The organism is Bradyrhizobium sp. CCGUVB23, assembly GCF_024199885.1.
Taxonomy (GTDB): domain Bacteria; phylum Pseudomonadota; class Alphaproteobacteria; order Rhizobiales; family Xanthobacteraceae; genus Bradyrhizobium.
In genome coordinates, this window is the sequence record NZ_JANADQ010000001.1 from 2,233,063 (window position 1) to 2,250,204 (window position 17,142).

18 protein-coding genes are annotated in these 17,142 nt (G+C 59.5%); 8 read left to right on the forward strand and 10 right to left on the reverse strand.

Features of this window, described 5'->3' with window-relative positions; all coding sequences use genetic code 11:
* Positions 1-1,137 precede the first annotated feature (1,137 nt).
* From panC to NLN62_RS10350, 4 genes are all read right to left on the reverse strand, one after another.
* On the reverse strand, positions 1,138-1,992 hold the full coding sequence (panC, locus tag NLN62_RS10335; protein ID WP_254108682.1) for a pantoate--beta-alanine ligase: 855 nt from the start codon (positions 1,990-1,992) through the stop codon (positions 1,138-1,140).
* A gap of 14 nt (positions 1,993-2,006) precedes the next feature.
* Positions 2,007-2,879, reverse strand: coding sequence for a 3-methyl-2-oxobutanoate hydroxymethyltransferase (gene panB, locus NLN62_RS10340; RefSeq protein WP_027524833.1), 873 nt, complete (start codon positions 2,877-2,879; stop codon positions 2,007-2,009).
* A gap of 393 nt (positions 2,880-3,272) precedes the next feature.
* Positions 3,273-4,418, reverse strand: a complete 1,146-nt coding sequence (locus NLN62_RS10345) for a hypothetical protein (protein ID WP_254108683.1) — start codon at positions 4,416-4,418, stop codon at positions 3,273-3,275.
* Positions 4,419-4,427: 9 nt separating this feature from the next.
* Positions 4,428-5,945: a DEAD/DEAH box helicase gene (locus NLN62_RS10350; protein WP_254113422.1), complete on the reverse strand. Its 1,518-nt coding sequence runs from the start codon at positions 5,943-5,945 to the stop codon at positions 4,428-4,430.
* On the opposite strand from NLN62_RS10350, the gene NLN62_RS10355 reads away from it, so the two are divergent.
* On the forward strand, positions 5,922-6,734 hold the full coding sequence (locus tag NLN62_RS10355) for a hypothetical protein (RefSeq protein WP_254113880.1): 813 nt from the start codon (positions 5,922-5,924) through the stop codon (positions 6,732-6,734). The genes NLN62_RS10350 and NLN62_RS10355 overlap by 24 nt on opposite strands.
* 1,081 nt (positions 6,735-7,815) lie before the next feature.
* Here NLN62_RS10355 and NLN62_RS10360 read toward each other — a convergent pair.
* From NLN62_RS10360 to NLN62_RS10370, 3 genes are all read right to left on the reverse strand, one after another.
* Positions 7,816-8,121 carry a hypothetical protein gene (locus NLN62_RS10360; protein WP_254108684.1) on the reverse strand — a complete coding sequence of 102 codons (306 nt, stop codon included), beginning with the start codon at positions 8,119-8,121 and terminating at the stop codon, positions 7,816-7,818.
* Between the two features lie 64 nt (positions 8,122-8,185).
* Positions 8,186-9,118, reverse strand: coding sequence for a methyl-accepting chemotaxis protein (locus NLN62_RS10365; RefSeq protein WP_254108685.1), 933 nt, complete (start codon positions 9,116-9,118; stop codon positions 8,186-8,188).
* A 13-nt stretch (positions 9,119-9,131) separates the two neighbouring features.
* Positions 9,132-10,259 carry a hypothetical protein gene (locus NLN62_RS10370; protein ID WP_254108686.1) on the reverse strand — a complete coding sequence of 376 codons (1,128 nt, stop codon included), beginning with the start codon at positions 10,257-10,259 and terminating at the stop codon, positions 9,132-9,134.
* Between the two features lie 653 nt (positions 10,260-10,912).
* On the opposite strand from NLN62_RS10370, the gene NLN62_RS10375 reads away from it, so the two are divergent.
* The 3 genes from NLN62_RS10375 (at position 10,913) to NLN62_RS10385 (ending at position 12,450) form a co-directional block, all read left to right on the forward strand.
* Positions 10,913-11,095, forward strand: a complete 183-nt coding sequence (locus NLN62_RS10375) for a hypothetical protein (protein ID WP_254108687.1) — start codon at positions 10,913-10,915, stop codon at positions 11,093-11,095.
* Positions 11,096-11,927: 832 nt separating this feature from the next.
* A complete protein-coding gene (locus NLN62_RS10380; RefSeq protein WP_254108688.1) occupies positions 11,928-12,080 on the forward strand; it encodes a hypothetical protein in 153 nt (50 codons plus the stop codon).
* Between the two features lies 1 nt (position 12,081).
* Positions 12,082-12,450, forward strand: coding sequence for a hypothetical protein (locus tag NLN62_RS10385; protein WP_254108689.1), 369 nt, complete (start codon positions 12,082-12,084; stop codon positions 12,448-12,450).
* A 289-nt stretch (positions 12,451-12,739) separates the two neighbouring features.
* On the opposite strand, the gene NLN62_RS10390 is transcribed toward NLN62_RS10385, so the two are convergent.
* Positions 12,740-12,961 carry a hypothetical protein gene (locus NLN62_RS10390; protein ID WP_254108690.1) on the reverse strand — a complete coding sequence of 74 codons (222 nt, stop codon included), beginning with the start codon at positions 12,959-12,961 and terminating at the stop codon, positions 12,740-12,742.
* Positions 12,962-13,053: 92 nt separating this feature from the next.
* Here NLN62_RS10390 and NLN62_RS10395 point away from each other — a divergent pair, with 92 nt between their 5' ends.
* The 3 genes from NLN62_RS10395 to NLN62_RS10405 all read left to right on the forward strand — a co-directional run bounded on the left by NLN62_RS10395 (position 13,054) and on the right by NLN62_RS10405 (position 15,128).
* The gene (locus tag NLN62_RS10395) at positions 13,054-13,440 is read left to right on the forward strand and encodes a hypothetical protein (protein ID WP_254108691.1); all 387 of its coding nucleotides are present in this window, start codon (positions 13,054-13,056) and stop codon (positions 13,438-13,440) included.
* A gap of 14 nt (positions 13,441-13,454) precedes the next feature.
* Positions 13,455-13,835 carry a hypothetical protein gene (locus tag NLN62_RS10400; protein ID WP_254108692.1) on the forward strand — a complete coding sequence of 127 codons (381 nt, stop codon included), beginning with the start codon at positions 13,455-13,457 and terminating at the stop codon, positions 13,833-13,835.
* A gap of 423 nt (positions 13,836-14,258) precedes the next feature.
* Positions 14,259-15,128, forward strand: a complete 870-nt coding sequence (locus NLN62_RS10405) for a hypothetical protein (RefSeq protein ID WP_254108693.1) — start codon at positions 14,259-14,261, stop codon at positions 15,126-15,128.
* 11 nt (positions 15,129-15,139) lie between these two features.
* Here the strand turns inward: NLN62_RS10405 and NLN62_RS10410 are convergent, their stop codons facing one another.
* Positions 15,140-16,108: a hypothetical protein gene (locus tag NLN62_RS10410; RefSeq protein ID WP_254108694.1), complete on the reverse strand. Its 969-nt coding sequence runs from the start codon at positions 16,106-16,108 to the stop codon at positions 15,140-15,142.
* Between the two features lie 428 nt (positions 16,109-16,536).
* Positions 16,537-16,725 carry a recombinase family protein gene (locus NLN62_RS10415; protein ID WP_254108695.1) on the reverse strand — a complete coding sequence of 63 codons (189 nt, stop codon included), beginning with the start codon at positions 16,723-16,725 and terminating at the stop codon, positions 16,537-16,539.
* A 102-nt stretch (positions 16,726-16,827) separates the two neighbouring features.
* On the opposite strand from NLN62_RS10415, the gene NLN62_RS53380 reads away from it, so the two are divergent.
* A complete protein-coding gene (locus NLN62_RS53380) occupies positions 16,828-17,139 on the forward strand; it encodes an HNH endonuclease (protein ID WP_371933114.1) in 312 nt (103 codons plus the stop codon).
* Positions 17,140-17,142: the final 3 nt, after the last annotated feature.

The window sequence follows — 17,142 nt, forward strand, 5'->3', positions numbered from 1 at the left end:
GCCGGTCTGGATGGATATTTAAGGTCGTCTTGCAGCAACGAATGCCTATGATCCGGTATCCTACTGGGGCATCCGAGAAAGAAGACCGTGGTCTTTCTCAACGTCCGCGTGGCACACGCTGCCAGCTGCTAGGCCGCTCGCAGCCAGGAAAGCCATTTATGATCGGCTTCTCGCCGCATCCTGAGGCGGTCGACGCATTTCTTGGAACAAAGAGCCGTTCGCCAGCAGTAGTAGCGGATCAGACCGAACCTTCCACCGCAGATCGCACAGCACCTTGCTGAGCCATGCTCCGAATTATGCGAGCTGTTTCGCATTGTCGCCTCCTGTCGGCGTTAGCTGGATAGTCCTCGCCTTGCGCGCAGCACTACGTGCGCACGCCGCGCGCGACTTGGGCCGGTCGCCAAGCTTTTCCGGCTTGTACGGATACCGTGCGCAATCGCTTGATGTGCACCGATTTTGACGAAGCAACCACTCCATTGGGAGGGCTTCGCCGATCGCTGACTATAAGCGTCATTCAATCTTGATTAGTGCAATCAATACCGAAGTTGAGCCTAAATCCTGCGCCAAATCGCCAATACCCGACGAATTTTAACGAGATTGACCGAGAACCTGCATCCAGCAGCATTGGCTTGGAGCAAGCGCTGCCTTCGCCTGTCAAAGGGTGGCAATCCATCCGTCTCGAACTGTTCGATCGGCATGGTCACTGCGGGCCGGCCGAGATGTTGCTTTTGTAGTTGGCTTGGCGAAGGCGAGGCCGTTCACACTGCTCAGGAATGCGGATGATACGGCGGATCAAATTTGGTCCGCGGGGGTCTTGAGCTCAGGATGCAGAAAGGGCGAGTAGCGGACGGCAGAGAAATCACCGTCATACGCACAAGCGACAAAGACCGGCCGAATTCGAGCTTGCGAGGCGGAGGACCTTCAGCCGTTCATAGCCTGGTTGCAACAGTGGCCTGCACCATTGGGCGAGCAGGAAACAATATGGCCGCCCCTCAATTGGCCGCTGCTTCACAATATGCTTGATGCTGTGACGCTCGCACTTATGACCGCCGGTGGGCATCGCGCACCTTGGTCGCCCCCTTTTGCTCCCAGAGCTGTCGGGCTCCGATGTTCGTCAGTCGAGCCCGTTCGCTCGGACTACAGGCTCACTTGCGGCTTAAGGATGACGTTATCGATCAGCCGCGTCGAGCCGACGTAGGCCGCGGCGCACAGAGCAGCAGGATTGCTCAAGGGATTCGAGGCAGGCTCAAGCGTGTCTGCATCGACGAGCTCGAGATATTGCAGCCGGTCGACTTCATCCAAATGCCGCCTGGCGATTGCAATAAGCTTCTCGCATTCGCGTTCGCCTGCGCGAAATTCGGCCTCCGCTGCGAACAGACCGCGACTGATCGCAAGAGCCCGCCGGCGCTCTTCTTTATTGAGATAGCGATTGCGGCTGCTCATAGCGAGCCTGTCCGGCTCCCGAACGGTTGGCACGGTGACGATCTCGATGGGAAGATTGAGATCAATTGCCATGCGACGTACGACCGCGCATTGCTGGAAATCCTTCTGTCCGAAAAACGCGACATTCGGCTGCACCATGCTGAACAGCTTGCAGACGACGGTTGCGACACCGCGAAAGTGCCCAGGCCTGAAAGCCCCGCACAAGGGTTTTGCGAGTTCGCCGGGTTCGATGAAGGTCTCGAACTGAGCCGGATAGACCTCCCGTGCACCCGGAGCAAAAACAATGGTCACGCCGGCATCACGGCACAGCCCCTCATCCCGGAGAAAGGAACGCGGATAGGTACCGAGATCTTCGTTCGGCCCGAACTGAGTGGGATTGACGAAGATGCTTACAACCGTGACGTCGCATTGCGCGCGACTCGCGTCGACCAATGCCAGATGACCGTCGTGCAGGTAGCCCATTGTCGGCACGAAGCCGACACGCTTGTCTGAATTGCGAGCTTTTGCAAGAGCGGCACGTAGCTCAGCGACCGTCGTAACTGTTTGCATGTTGGAGCTTTATCTCAGGTTGGATTGGAAGGCGCCCAGCTTGCGATAGCATCGCTCAAGCCTTCGGGAAGCCGATAGCACTCTTGTGACGTCGGAAATGCACCATTGCGGACATCTGCGGCCCAGCGTGACAGCGCCTCCTGCAATAGCTGAAAACCCTCGACATAGGTGCGAACGAATTTTGGCCGATGGCTTGCAGTCAGGCCAAGCACGTCATGGAACACAAGTACCTGGCCCGAACAACTAGGGCCAGCCCCAATTCCAATTGTCGGGATTGTCAGGGTCTCGGTCGCTCGGGCGGCGAGTTCTGCCGGGATACCTTCCAGGACGAGAGCGAAACATCCGGCTTCCTGTAGACGATGGGCGTCGTCGAGCAGACGCAAGGCATCATCGGCGTTCCGACCTTGCACCTTGAAACCACCCATAACATTGACGCTCTGCGGGGTCAGGCCGAGATGGCCCATCACTGGAATGTCGCAATCGACCAAGGCGCGTACGATTTCGGTACGCTTGGCCCCACCCTCGAGTTTGACGGCGTCGGCCCCACGCTGCAAGAAGCCTCCGGCGTTGCGGATCGTCTCCTCTGGACCAAGGTGAAAGCTAAGAAAGGGCATGTCGGCTACAAGCAGGGCTCGAGGCCTTGTCCGTGACACGGCTTCGAGGTGATGGTTCATCATCGCCATGCTAACCGGCAACGTATTATCAAATCCGAGACAGACATTGCCAACGCTATCCCCAACAAGGATAATGTCGACAATGGGGTCAGCGATGCATGCCGTGACAGCGTCGTAAGCGGTGGTCATTGCGACACGCCGCCCTTCCCCCTTCCACCGCTGCAGCACCGGAATGGTGATGCGCTCGACAGGCGCCTGCGAAATGTGGCTCATCCTAAATCCGATCCGTCAACTAACCCGCATACCCAGAGTCGTCGCTTCCTATGGAAGGCGAGAGAAAATTGTCAACGGTGAGGAGAAAAAAGTAAGATACCTCGCCAAAGTTATGGACGAAAGCACCAAAACATCCAATGATCGCGCAATCATCGAATAAGACCTTCCAGGCCGCCACCAACATAGAGACCGATTGCGCGGCAGGCGCGTGTCGGTCTGCAGGCGGGACGGTTGCGGCGTTTCCGCTCTGCCTTCTTGCCGAGCGTACCGTGGCAAATCGCATGTGCTCTCATAGAGCCACAGAGAACGAATATGACCCGTCTTCCTCGACCATCGCGGGTCAACCTAAGCAGGAGTGCGCGATAGCGGCCCGCAGCGCACCGCCGTTCTCATTTACGTGTGACGGCAACGCGGGCAGCCCTGCGGGAAGCAGGCGCGGCAGAAAGGCTTGCCGCATGAATTGCAGGGCGCATGGCCCGCGGTATCGGTCAGGTGCAGCTTGTCGTCGCACACGAGGCGCACGCGATCGAGGCCCGGTCCCGCCTCGCAGAGCGGCCGCTCAAGCGTCCTGACCAGCGGGTGCCAGTCAAGCCGGATCATGCGCTGCCCTTTGCGGCGGCGAATCAGCACCTCGAAGCGTTGCACCGGTACATAGATCTCAAGCGCTTGGACCCATTCGACCGTGACGCGCAGCGCGTAGTTACGGCGTAGATCGTCGAGCTTGGCGCGATATTCACGCTCGATCGCCTCCACCCGCAGCGTCTCGCGCCGCCGGTCGGCCTCTGCGCGGTCTCCGTCCGTGCGGTTGAGCGCCGCCAGGCGTTTCAGAGATGTCTCGCGCAGGTCATTGTGATAGGCATGGACACGGTCGCGGTCTCGCTCCAGTCGGCGGCGCATCGCCCGCAGGAACGGCTCCATGCTATCCTGTGCCTCGCGCTCGAGCAGCGGACGCAACCGCGCCGCGAGCGTCCCTGAGCTCCATCCCGGTCCGGCCACGCGCTTGGTCGCCGCGTCGGGCATGTGCCAATCGGCAGTTTGCGCCAGCGCGGGCCGCAGCTGTGCCAGGACGTCGCTGATCGGCGCGCCAGTCGCGAGGTTGAAGCCGAGCCAGATCAGTTTCTCGCGCTTCTCGTCCGACAGCGCGGTGATGCGGAACGCCAGCATCAGGCAGCGTGTCCAGGTTGCAGACATGCTCTGGAGCCGCCAGATCGCGTTCGGCAGGTCGAGGACGCGATCGAGCAGCTTTTCGGGGGCACTGGGAGGTGGAACCAGAGCGGGGAGCCGAACCTCCCGTTCGCTCCATCGTCCCTCGTCGGCGAGGATCGCGCCGAAGCGGTCGAGCCAGTCCCCCTCGAGCGCTATCGCAACCGCGCCCGGAGCTTGTTGCGACCCGAAGCCGAGATGCGTGAGTTCGGGCCAGCCCAGCTGTCGTTGCAGGGGAGTAGGCGCGAGCACTTCAAGCCGGTCCGAAGCGAGAGCCTCGACGGCGGCGCCCCGGTGTTCCAGCAGATCAGCGACAAAGTCGCGCAGTTCACTCATCGGCTCGGCTCACACGGTCTCAAATTCATCACCGAACAGGGCGGTGTCGAGGGCCTTGGCACTTTCGTGGTGCTCGCGCGCTCCCTTCAGACGGCGGCCGAGCGCTTCCAACGCCTCCGCGCGGCCCGTCTCGGTTGAACGCAGCCATGCATCGAGCATGAGGTCGGCGAAATCGCGGTCCTCGTCGAGGCCGCCCAGGATCGCCCCGACCTCACCTACGACAAGCTCGAACATCGAGATCTTTTCGTCGAGCAGCGACAAAATCTGCTGCTCCAGAGTGCTGCGAGTCACAAGGTTGAACACGAACACCTCGCGTTGCTGGCCGATGCGATCGATGCGTCCGATGCGCTGCTCGATCGTCATCGGGTTCCACGGCACGTCGAAATTGATCAGTGTATTGCAAAACTGGAGATTGCGGCCTTCGCCACCCGACTCCGTGCACAGCAGCACCGGCACCCGCTCGCGGAATTCTGCAATGGCGGCGTCCTTGGCGGGGCCGCTGAGCGCGCCCTCGAAGCGCTCGAAGGCAAAACCTTCGCGTGCCAGCAGCGTGGCCAGATGCTCAAGCGTCTCGCGGTAATGAACGAAGACCAGCTTCTTCTCGTCCGGGTTCCGACGCAAGAGGTCGAGGAGCGCCGCCTCCTTGCCGCCGACACCGATACAGGCCCATTTCTGCGCCAGCGCGTGCCAGCTCGCATCGACGTGGCGGCCGGACAAGCGCCGCACGGCGGCGGCGGCCGCGGCCGGAGATGATCCGGCAGCGCCGAGCAGATGCCGAAGGGCCAGCCGATTTGTCCCCTGGGCCGCCAGTTGCCGCACCGCGGCCTCGAGCTCGCGGTAGGCTGTCAGCTCGCCCTCGGTGCCATCCGCGCAGATCGTCACGGCGTGACGGCGCGGCAATTTTAGCGCGACGACCGCGCGGGTGTTGCGCACCATGGCGCCGCGCATCAACTCGCGCAGGCGCTCGGGATTGGCCGGTTGGCGCGGCTTGCCCGTCGTCACGTGAGCCGCGCGAAACTCCTTCATGGTTTTGAAGATACCAGGTTTGAGCAGCGTCAGCAGGTTGTAGAGCTCAGTGAGATCGTTCTGCACCGGCGTCGCCGACAGCAGCAGGACGAAGCGCTTGTTGAGCGCATCCACCAGCTTGTAGCTTTGGCTCGTGCGGTCACGTAGATGGTGGGCTTCGTCCACGATGACGAGATCAAAGCTGCGGTCGAGAATGTACGCCGCATGCTCGCTGCGACGCGCCAGGGCGAGCGAAGCGATCAGGCGATTCTGCCGCCAGAACCCCTTCGGGTCGCTGCGCAGCAGCGCATCATGGGTGGTCGCGCAGGCAATGTCGAACTTCGATTCGAGTTCCTCCTGCCACTGCCCGACGAGCGAGGCCGGAGTCAGCACCAGAACGCTGTCGACGATGCCGCGCAAAAGATACTCCTTGAGGATCATGCCGGCCTCGACGGTCTTGCCGAGCCCGACCTCGTCGGCAAGCAGAACGCGACCACGATGCTGCTTGAGCACCTTACGCACGGTCTCGACCTGGTACCAGAAGGTTTCGATGCCGCGCAGATGCGGCAGGCAGAGCAGTTCGTCGAAGCCTTGAGCGAGGCCGAGATGGGCAAAGCGCTCGCGCAAGCCATACCAGGCGCCGTCGCTGTTCGGTGGCTTGTGCAAGGCGTCCAACAATGGCGCGAGATTGAGCTCGGTGGTGAAGGGAATATCGATGTCGATCAGCGGCAACGAAACCGGTATGGTCGGCGTAACGGACCCTTCCGTGGGCGGCCTGGGCTTGACCCGGGTCTTGGCTTTTGGCACCGGGCCGGCGGCCAAGCGCCTGCTCCGGACGGTCTTGCTGGGCTCGAAGATCCGAGCGTAGTGACGGTAGAGCCATCCCCGACGCTCAAGGCCTCCGGGAAAAACGTTCGCAACGTTGAGCCAATCCGTGAGCCCGTGGGCTTCAAGCAGCGAACGCGCCGGCAGGAGCCTGTTCTGCTGCGCAAGTGCCAGGGCGTTCAACAGGTAGCAGGCACCGATCGCAACGTAGCGCTTGCGGAAGCGTTTCAGAAAGACCTGTGCGCGGGCCGCATCCTCGTCCAGCAGCGCCGCCGTGGCGGCGAGCAGCAGGATATACCCATCGCCAGGCTGTGCGCGCACGGCCTCCTCAGCCAGCGGCAAAAAACCCGACTTGAAGCCGCGATCGGCGAAGGCAGCCAACAGAACTTGATCCCACGCCGCGTCCTTCCGATCTCCGCGCGACAGCTCTTCCGGCTGATCGCCAAATGGGAAAACCCTCTGCGCCGGGGATGCATGCGGCATTAAAAAAATCCCACTACCGCTCCGCCTGGAGGCGAAACCAATGACTCGGAAACAGCGACGCTACGCTGAAACGAGAGGCATGCAAGTACGCGATAGCTGTGCGGTAGCATCTGGTTGTGGAAAGATGCCTTGGAGCTTGGAGAACTCCCGAGCACCCGCACTCGCCATGGCCGCGTTGTATCCGAAGCCCCGCGAGGCGGAGCACAAAATCGCAGGCCATCGCGCCTTGGCAAACGGAGTTTATGGCCGGCTGCTGCATCGTAGTCCACGACGAAGCAATCGTGCCCTGTCATCGGGCCGTGGCGCGCCGTTCAAATCACGTGGATCCCGGATGTCCGGTAGGCCAAGGTCGAGAACATTCCGCGCCGGGTTCTCAGATAACAGGTCGAGCGCCAGCTTGCTGTTCGCAGTTTCGAGAACCTCGTATCCATCCCGTTCGCAGCAGCTTGCATATCGGTGGTCCGTCGTCGATGACCATCACTCTGACAGGAGTTGCGGCCATAGGTGCGCCCAGCCACTCGGTGCCTGAAATGGGTCCACATCAAGGCCAGATTAAGCTGTTCCAGCACGTTGACACGGGGCTCACCCAGCAGCGCCCCAGAACGGCCCTTGTATTTTTTGTGACCAGGTCGCGAACCACCGTGTCACTCACGCAGATGTTTGTCTCGTGGAAGTGCGATGGTAGCCGGTTCGTCGGTGATCACAAACCACTTTAGCACCGGGATTCTGTCTGGTGGGGCAAGCCGAGCAGATCCGGTTCATGACATCGCCCCCCGGCCGTGTCGACCGCGCCAATCAGGACCTCTGCCTCGGCGATCGCCATGACGGCCTTCCGCGAAACCAGGTTCTCGGGAATCGGAGCGGTCTCCGTGCCGAGCCCCATTGCACGTACGGCGCGGTTACAGACCTCGACTTCCGCACGTCGCTGCAGACGGCGGCGAACTCGCTTGATCCCGGCCTACCACCGCCTTACAACCCGGACCTGGCGCAAGCACGAGGCCGACAAAGCACAACGCTGTCAAAACACAACGCTGCGAGCGAGGATTGTGACGAACCTGGGGCCGCCAGCACAACTCCGGCGGCCTTACGCGCTCTGCCGTTCGTCGGAATTGAACCGAGTGGGTCCGTATTCCGCGACAATCCACTTGGTCGTCGTGACGGTGCCGCCAATTTCGTTCTCCGTTGCCAACCGGGCTGCTTCGAGCCTGGCCTCGGCAACGGCCAAACCGTCAAATATGCCAACCAATGTTGTGTTCGGCAGTCGATATCGCACGTTGTTCGAGCCAAGGATCCACAGTTTCCAGCCCTGCGCCGCTGCTTGCTTCAAAAAAGTGGGGTGCGAATCAGGATTGGTCTCCTTCAAATCATACGACGCAAGGTAGACAGGCATTCTGAGACCCCCAATGCGAGCAAATAATCACGCCGTCAAATAGTTCTGCAGGAGTTTCAGATGATCACGACCTGACCCCGGCGAGAAAACCATCGACTTCCAATTTGAGACGATGGCTACTTTGAGCGAGCGCATTCGCAGACGTCAGTACCTGCGAGGATGATGCACCTGTGCTTGAGGCGCTCAATGCAACCTGCCGGATGTTGCTGGCGACCTGCGTCGACATTTCTGCCGCATGTTGGATATTCTGCGCTATATCGTTGGTTGCCGTACCCTGCGCTTCGACCGCAGCAGCAATCCTCGAGCCGATTTGCGAGATCCTGCTAATACTGCCGCCGATCTGCGTGATGGCGCAAACCGACTCCTCCGTGGCTGCTTGGATATCTGCGATTTGCTCTGCAATTTCCGAGGTCGCCTTGGCTGTTTGTGTTGCCAGCGACTTTACCTCGTGCGCAACAACGGCAAAGCCGCGGCCGGCTTTGCCCGCGCGTGCAGCCTCGATCGTTGCGTTAAGAGCCAAAAGGTTTGTTTGCCTGGCAATTGCGGCGATCAGCTCAACGACGCCACCAACCCTTAGCGCAGCTGCCGACAGGTGCTTTATTTGTCGGTCGGTTTCTTCCGCCTGACGCACGGCGGCTCTTGCGATTTCTGCAGATTGCTCGACTTGGCGTCTAACCTCAGTAGCAGACGCGATCATCTCGACGGTACGTGCAGAGACAATCTGAACATTGCCTGAAGCTTCCTCCGAGGCGGAGGCGACCTTGCGCGAGACTTCCTGCGTATTGTGCGCCGTGTCCGTCAGACTACTAGCGGACGCCTCCAACTCGGTCGAAGCGGATGACAGTGTGTCGATGACGCCGCTTACTGCATTTTCAAAGGTCCTGGCAAGTTTCTCAAGCTCCGCCTTCCGTCGCAGTCCCGCCAAGCGATCCTGTTCCAGATTCGCTACAAGCTCGGCTTGCGCCTTTTCTCTCAATTTGAGCTTGAACGATTCCATGGCCCTCGCCATCTCACCGATCTCGTCCGATCGGCCAAGTCCGGGTAGGGTCACCTAATTGTCCAGCCGCCAGCTGGCGCATCGCTTTGGTCATGCAAGTGATCAGCCGAGCTATGCCCTGCCCGACAAAAATCGCAATGAATCCGATTGCGAGTGTGGCAAGCCCAATTCCCCAGCCCAGCATCTGGCGGATTCGCAAGGCACGCTCTTCCGCTGCGGCAGCGCTGGCATCAGCTGCCGCGATCGCTTTCAACAGGAGAGGATGATTGCGACCATAGATCTGCCCGAGATCATCAACCTGGTCATCCAATGCCTGTTGGGCAACCATGAACGCCACGAAGCTAGCTCGGTAGGAACCAATGAGCGTCTTCAGTTCCAATTTGGTGGCCGGCGCCAACTCGGAAGACGCCAGCGCGGTTCCGAACTCGGCAACCCGCTTGTCCAGTTCATCGCCGTACTTCTCCTCACGCCGCAGCATAAAATCTTTCTCGTGCCGCCGCATCATCAGCATCAATACGGTTAGCTGCGGCTGATTGAACTGCGCAATCCGGGATTCGGCTTGATGCACGATGTCGCGCAGCTTGCCCTGCAGGCCATCGTTCTCGGCGAACCCGAGCACGCGTTGCGCTGAAACGATGTTGTTGAAACGCGTTGCGTAAAGGCCAATGCCGGTTCGGAGGAATGATACGTCCTTCAGAGGATCGCCCTCTGGCAAGGAAGCAACATACTCCTCGATCTGGTCGAGGTCACCCAGCGCCTTCCTTATGCCCTGCGCGTGCCGCGCGATCAAGGCTTCGTCGTGCTTACGCAGAAACTCCAGCGCAATCTGCTGCGATTCAAGGAACGCTTCGGAAAGCACCGCCAGGTGAGCGCGAAGATGGATGCTCTGGTCTGCCTCGCGCTGCGCCTGCGCAACATAATTCAGCCCCACGATGCAAGTCGCCCCTGTGACGAGCACGCCCACTATTCCAAGCAGGGCGATCTTGGTTCGCAGGCTTGGCCGAAGTCGACGAAGAATTGGCAATACGAACCGTTTCGTAGCCGTTGAGACGGACATCAAATTGCCAATCAATCCGTGAACATTTCCGGCGCGCTTCTGATCAGCACGCTCGAAACGTGAGCTCGGGGAGATACTGACCATTCGCAACCTCTAGGTTGGGTTTGTTACACAAGGTTGACGAAGAGACCGGGATCGATAGCGTCCCGTGAGGAGAGTGGAGGGGCAGTTTGCTTTTGCGTTCTTCTTTCGCGTCCGCAGGCTCAACGTGTTCGCTTCGCCGATTCACCGATCGTCGACAATGCAAAGAACGATTGCGAGATCGGCATATCACGTCATCTAGCTGCGGACTCGCACCGCAGGTGACAGCTCGCGCATAAATCGAGCGATTTTTGGCATAGTTGCGCAGGATTCACTCCCTCCGCTAGGGAGCGCCACAGGTTCCAGAAGCGCTGGTAAATCAAAAGCTTCACGCAAATCATGGCTTTGGCTGCGCTCGGGTGGTATCACTACGACGTAGCTTTGATGCGCGCGCTTATGGGTCTGATCAGAGACAGACACGGGACGTATTACGCCCAGCGGAAGGTGCCTGAACGCCTTCAAGAGGCGGTTGCCCGCGTGGTCAACGCCGATGACGCGTCTTTCTCAAGAAGTCACTCGGCACGAAGAGCCTCAAGGCTGCCAACGTAGCTGCAACGCACGTGCTGGCAGACTTCGATAGGACCATCGCGGCGGCCGAGGCCCTGCTTACTACACGCCCTGTCCTGCCCTCGCTGACAGACGCCCAGATACGGCGGATGGCCGAGAGCCACTATGCCTCCATGCTGGCCACTGATGAGGAGGAGCGCCGCGACGGTACAGGTTCGGAGCCGGTGTTTCAGGAGATCGCACAGCAGATCAGGGAAGCAGGCCTCAAAGTCCAGACGCCGTTCGCTGTGGGGACTTTGCCGGAGGTGGGTCTGTCGGACCGGGAGTTCTGAAGCGCACCGAGACGCTGGAACACCCAGCTCACAACGTCAACGGCGGCGTTGGCACGCGGAGACATCACCGTCATTCGAGAGCACCTAGACGACCTTCAGGACGGCTTCCAGTCGCACGTCGATCGCGCCAGCTCGTCCTATCGAAAGCTCGGAATGGCTGTGCTCACGGCTCACGTCAGGGCACTCAAGGACATCGAGAGGCGCAACGCCGGAGAGCCTGTAGAGACACCTGCCCTTGCGCTCCCGCCCGGCTCCGCAGTCTCATCAGGTAAGCAGAACGGCTCACTGCGCGATGCCTTCGAGGGCTGGAAGAAAGAAAGGGAGCGACCTGAGGGCACCGTGCATGAGTACGGCCGCGCAGTGGAGATGTTCATCCAGTTGCACGGTAACCTGCAACTCGTGGACATGAGACGTTCGCACGCGCGCACCTTCCGCGAGGAGCTTCAGATGGTGCCCAAGGTGCGCAGAGGGGCGCTGTTGAAGGCATCGCCGCCCGAGCTGAGCGAGCACGGCCGCGCGAATCCCTCGGTCACCAAAGTCTCCGCAGGCACAATTAACAAGCAACTGGGAGCGGTGCAGGCAATCACGGGATGGGGTCAGCACAACGGTCTTGTGCCTGATGATGTGCTGTGGGCAGACCCGTTTGCTGAGATGAGGTTGGAGGGGGAACAGTCAGACCGCGAGCCATACGACGCGGATGATCTGCAAGCGATCTTCGACGCCCCGCTGTTCACTGAGCATCGGCTCCCAGTTGCAGCGAAGGGAGCCGCCGGAGTGTGGCTACCGCTGCTCACGTTGTTCGCCGGCGCACGGCAGGCGGAGTACGCAGGCCTTGCAGGTCGAGGACCCCAACGCTGGCGCTGGCATCTTCCAGACCCTCACCGAGGACCAAGCCCAACAGCACGTCGTAGAGCAGACCCAGCAGGTGGGTCTCACGGAACACGACGCCGCAAAGGTGGCGAAGGCTCAGAAGCACGGTCTCTGAGATGTTGCGTATCCCCGACCTGTGGACAGCCGCTCTAGCCCGCAACAACCTCGGGCCGGCCTCAGTCATCCGACAATTCATCCGACGCGCCACCGAAGTCGGGCGCGAGGCTGTTCCGGCGGGTGACTTTGTGACCGTTCGTGAGGCCTGCGTGGTTTACATGCTTGCCCGATCGAACAACCACTCCGCGGATTTCCAGCGCCTTGAGTGTCTCTCTGGAATGAACGGCGGCAGCGTCTCATTCGTGTCCAGCAGCCTAGAGAGCAAGCGCCTTGTAACCGTTGAGCGCGGAGACAGCATCGTCATCAATCTCACCGATAACGGCCGAGAGCTGGTGCGTAAATGTCGCGCGGCCAATGCCCAAGTCTAGCAGAGCCGCGACCTGCGATCTGCTCGTCAAGATCGGCAGCATTTCGACCGATCTCCCCGTGCCTGACATCTCCGCCGAGCTGGCAGATGTCACCGGCATGGATCGAGAGACATGCAGGGCGATGGTGATTTCACTGCGCAAGTGCACCGGCGCTTATGATCTCATATCGACTTGCCTCCCCACTGAAAACCACCTGCGTCCCCCTTAGAGCCGCCAAAAGCGGGCCCTCAGGGTGGACCAAAGCTGACCGAGCGTCAGAAAGGATACCCCCCCGATGTCCCATTCGACATCAACCACTGAAAAGCACGAAGCCTTCCTGCGGCAACGCGATCACCTCGAACGCGGCGAGGCGGAAGCGATGGACCAATACCGCGAGTTGACCAAGCAGCAAGAGCGTCGAGAGCGCAGCGCTGCGAGAGCGCTTGAGCCCGGCGATACGTACCGGCCTCCCTTCGACATCAGGAACAATGCGAGCTTCGGTGCACGATAATGACCGATAACGTCGTTTCACAAGCATCCACCCAGGATGCACCTCAGTCCGCACCGGCGGCCCCCGAAGTTGCACCAGCGCCCACCTCGGTTGACACTTTGCGGCCCTCTTGGTTGCCCGAGCAGTTCGCCACCGCCGAAGACATGGCGAAGGCTTACGCAGATCTGGAGCGCGCACAGACTTCTGGGCATGGCTCACAAGCTACGCCGCAGCGGGCGTCCCCAGCGCACAGCGGCGACGTGCCCGCCAATCACAGCGACGCCGCAATGCTCGTGGAGAGCGCTGGTCTCGACTTCAACACCGAGTATGCGCAGAAAGGCACCCTGAGTGCCAAGTCTTACGCCGACCTTGCTCGCGCCGGCATAGACCGCGCGATCGTTGATGGCTACATCGCAGGCCAGCAGGCGATTGCTCAGGACATGAAGAGCGCTGTGTTCGATGCCGCGGGAGGCGCCGACGCCTACACGGACCTGACAGGCTGGGCCGCTGTCATCCTCTGATGCTCCAGCACTTCATGACATCCAGTGAAACCCCGGTGTTACTCAATAGCACCGGGGAGCAGCGGCTCGTAGGTTACATTGTGGTTGATCACCGCACCGGCAAGCCGATCAAGTCGCAAGGCGGCCGACGTGTGGTCCTTTATCAACACGCCGGCACCGCACGCCGCTTCAAAAGCGAGAGCTGCCACCGCAAGAGCGAGATATATCGCTGCGTCATTCACCCGAGAGAGGCTGACGCGGTGCCGATGGGTTACGTGCTCATGCGAGGTGACACACCTGTGCGCATTGGTCGACCTCGTGACGCCACCATCAGACTTCAGTTGACCGCCGGTGGAGCCCGAGTTGCCGCCAATCGCAACCCCGGTGCCACCGTGCGCCGTGTGTATCTCGCATGACCACTTGAGGGCGACTCCCCACTACGATGCGGCCACCGGCATCGTCGCATGGAGGGCTCTCTGTCTCTCTCCCCCGGTAATGCCCCCATCGGATCAATCCCGGGGCGCAGTCGACAGGCGCGGGATCAGGAAGATCGGTATCGACGGCCCCCTTCTATCAGGTATCGAGTTAGGCCATGTACGGACTGACCACAGCCCAAAGGGCGCTCCTTGGCGCGTCGCCGCATTGCATCCTAAAACGAAACTTGCGGTCGCGCAGCATTGATGCACGTCAAGGCTATGCAAGCTAGTCACTGTCGGCCGACTAATCAGATGCCGGGGCAATCGCCGAAACAAATCAAATTTCGACACACAACCAATGGAAGTGCGCGCGCGAATATGCTCTAATCGATCTGTCGCCACTTTCGTGAATGGAGTACTTTCATGCGCGTCGCCGCTCGGCTATTTTTTGCTGGCTGTTTGTCGATGGCGCCCGGCGTCGCGCGAGCTGACGCGGTGGAAGACTATTACGCGCTTCTCCAAGAGTATTTCAAGGGTTCGCATTGGATTCCAATCATCATTCCTCGCGGTGAGCAGATCGGCAATGTTTACAATATCCGCAATCTGCAGTTTGTCGCTGACGGCAAGACTTGCTTCCCGAAGCTGAAGGTCCCCGCGCCCACAGCATCTACAGTTCCGGATGCTGCCAAAGGTAAGAAGATAAATGGCGCCCTCGCGCTGGGTGTCAAAGACGTTGCCGCTGCGGAAGCTCAACTAGGTAAGTCAGATGAGATGAGTTTGCAGTTTACTGACCCTCATGTCCTAGCGGTGTCCGCCGTCACGTTGGCAAATTCGTTCAATTCCGCGAAGTGCCGATTTCTGAAGAGTCAAGTCGAGGCAACGCTCTCCGGACAGTCGCTAACTGGCGAAACCGCAAACCTTGTAGTTGGTGAGATCTTGTTCGCGAAGCGGAGCTTAGTTATGAGCTATGCTGATGGGGCCAAAGCGACGGCAGAGGTATCCAACTGGCAGCGCTTCATCAAGCTTATCGGCCTGACCGCGAGTGCTAGTGTCGATGCCCAATCAGGGCGAAGCATATCGGTGACAACGTCAGAGCTTCTACCTGTAGCAATACGGCCCGCGTTTATTCCGGATAAATTTCCGGACGTAAGGCTCGGCTACGATAAGCAAAACACAGCGGTACGTTGGACACCGTTGAACATGGACACGCAAACCGATCAACACAGGGTCAATGATCTCGCCGAAAAGCTGAAGGATAGCCTGCCTCGGGCAAATAACCTGAAAAGCTTTTGAGGTTTGCCCGCTCACCTTTTCCAGATGCGCAGCTTATCCAGCGTAATTTCATCCGCCATGGTGTCGAGAACGTCATACCCCGAAATTCCTAGAGGACCGGATTTTTCAAAGGTGGCGGCAAATTTGCTCAATTCTCTGGTCTTCGCAGATGCCGGTTTTTCGTAATTGGCGATTTGCAACAATCGCTCATGATCGGCTGGATGACTGCTGTCTGGGACAGAAGGCTCCTTTTCGTGCATTAAAATCAGGTGGGCCAAGGTGGTGTAGCTAGCGGCAAACAAGTCGGTCTTGCTAGTCTTGAGGATGTCCAACGCAAATCTATCGGCTTCTAGTTCTTGTTTTCGTCGCCTCTTCGCGAGATCAGATTCAGTTTCGTTAGGATACGGTCCAAATCGGTGCTGGAGCGCAACATGACCAGCTTCGTGAGCGACAACGAACAGAGTCATATCAACGGAAAGCAAAGTGGCAGATCGCACTGCTTCTTCCGACTGATCGGTAACAGACGACATGCCGGCTGCGTCGAACGGCTCTATCCACGAAGAATTCGGCTGTTTCCTCAATTTTCGATGGTATAGGAGATATTTGAACCACCACGATGTATCGCTCAGTTGCACTTGCGAGAGGACCATGGCGAGGGCGCATATGTCGAGTGCACTTATTCCGCCCAACGATATGTTGATCGTCTGCCTGGGGTAATCTTGCCCATGCGAATAAAAAGAAAATGGCTGTTCCTGCAGTTCATAGCGCAAATCCGCAGCGGTCAGACGCCCAGCCACTGTTTTCGAGACACTAGACAAAATAGTCTTCATGTTGAGCTCAACCGTGAGCTTGGATGAGTTAAGCATCCAGTCCATCGCTTGCTCACGGGTGAAATTATTGAATTGGCTGAAATCAGGCGGTGCAGCCGCAGCAACGCGATACATCCCGAGGGATAGAACCGAGCTTAGCAAAGTTCGTCGGGTGAGAGCTTGTGCGCACATTCCTCGCCTCCAAGGATTGCGGCCAGCAGAATACCAAATGCTCGCCTTAGTTGAAACCCTATTCCGCTTGGCTTGTTCGCTGAGTTGATGACCGCAGGCATGAAAGGCTCAGCCGCGTCTGTTACGGGTAGTCCGCGTGGACAGCGACAGTCACTATCGTCACCATGCGCAATCGTTTTGAACGGTGTTCTGAATGCGGCCATGACCATGACCACCATGAACGGCAATTGCCAGTTTCCGCTTGACCGACAGAAGCGGACGTCTGCGCCTTTGTGAGCACACGCCCCGGATAATTGGCAGAAAAATGCGAGCGTCAATCGATAGACTAGCGGCTGCAATTTCCCCCCGTGCCCGGCCAAGCTCGTCCCTTCTTTCCCATTAGGAGGTAAATCAGCACCCTCCGGATGCGCACGCCCTGTGGCTCCGAGCTACGCAATCCTCTCAAGTACCCTGCTCACCTGCACAGCCGACCATTCGCCCATGCTCCCGCTTGGCTGCGGTATGCCGCGCTCGGTCAGGGCCTTCGCGATCTCGCTCAGAGAGCCTGCACCGGCCTTTCTGATCTGGGTAATGATCGGCGCGAGGTTATCGGCCTTCTGCGCCGCCTTGGCCTTCACGGCCTCTGTAGCGGCCTTCTGACCAGCACCGGCAACCAAGTGGTGCTTGGCCCTCCGGTCCCATTGCCCACACGCGCCACCTTGGCAGCCAAAGCGGCCTTGGTGCGCGGACGCCTAGATCACATCAACAGAGACCGGCTGGATAACAGGCTGGAGAACCTCCGCGAGTGCTCAGCGTCCGAGAACAGGATGAACAGTAGCGTCCGTTCGGACTGCATCAGTGGACTCAAGGCCGCTTCATTCGATCGCCGAACGGGGCGCTACAAAGCAGTGATCAGGATGACCGGACGGGGCGGCAGGCGGAAGTATCTTGGCACGTACAAAACTGCCGAAGAGGCCCACCGAGCGTTCTGTAAAGCGTCGCAAGAGCGGAGCAGCGCGTTCTTCAGTGAGGCCACCAAGCCGGAAGCCTGATCG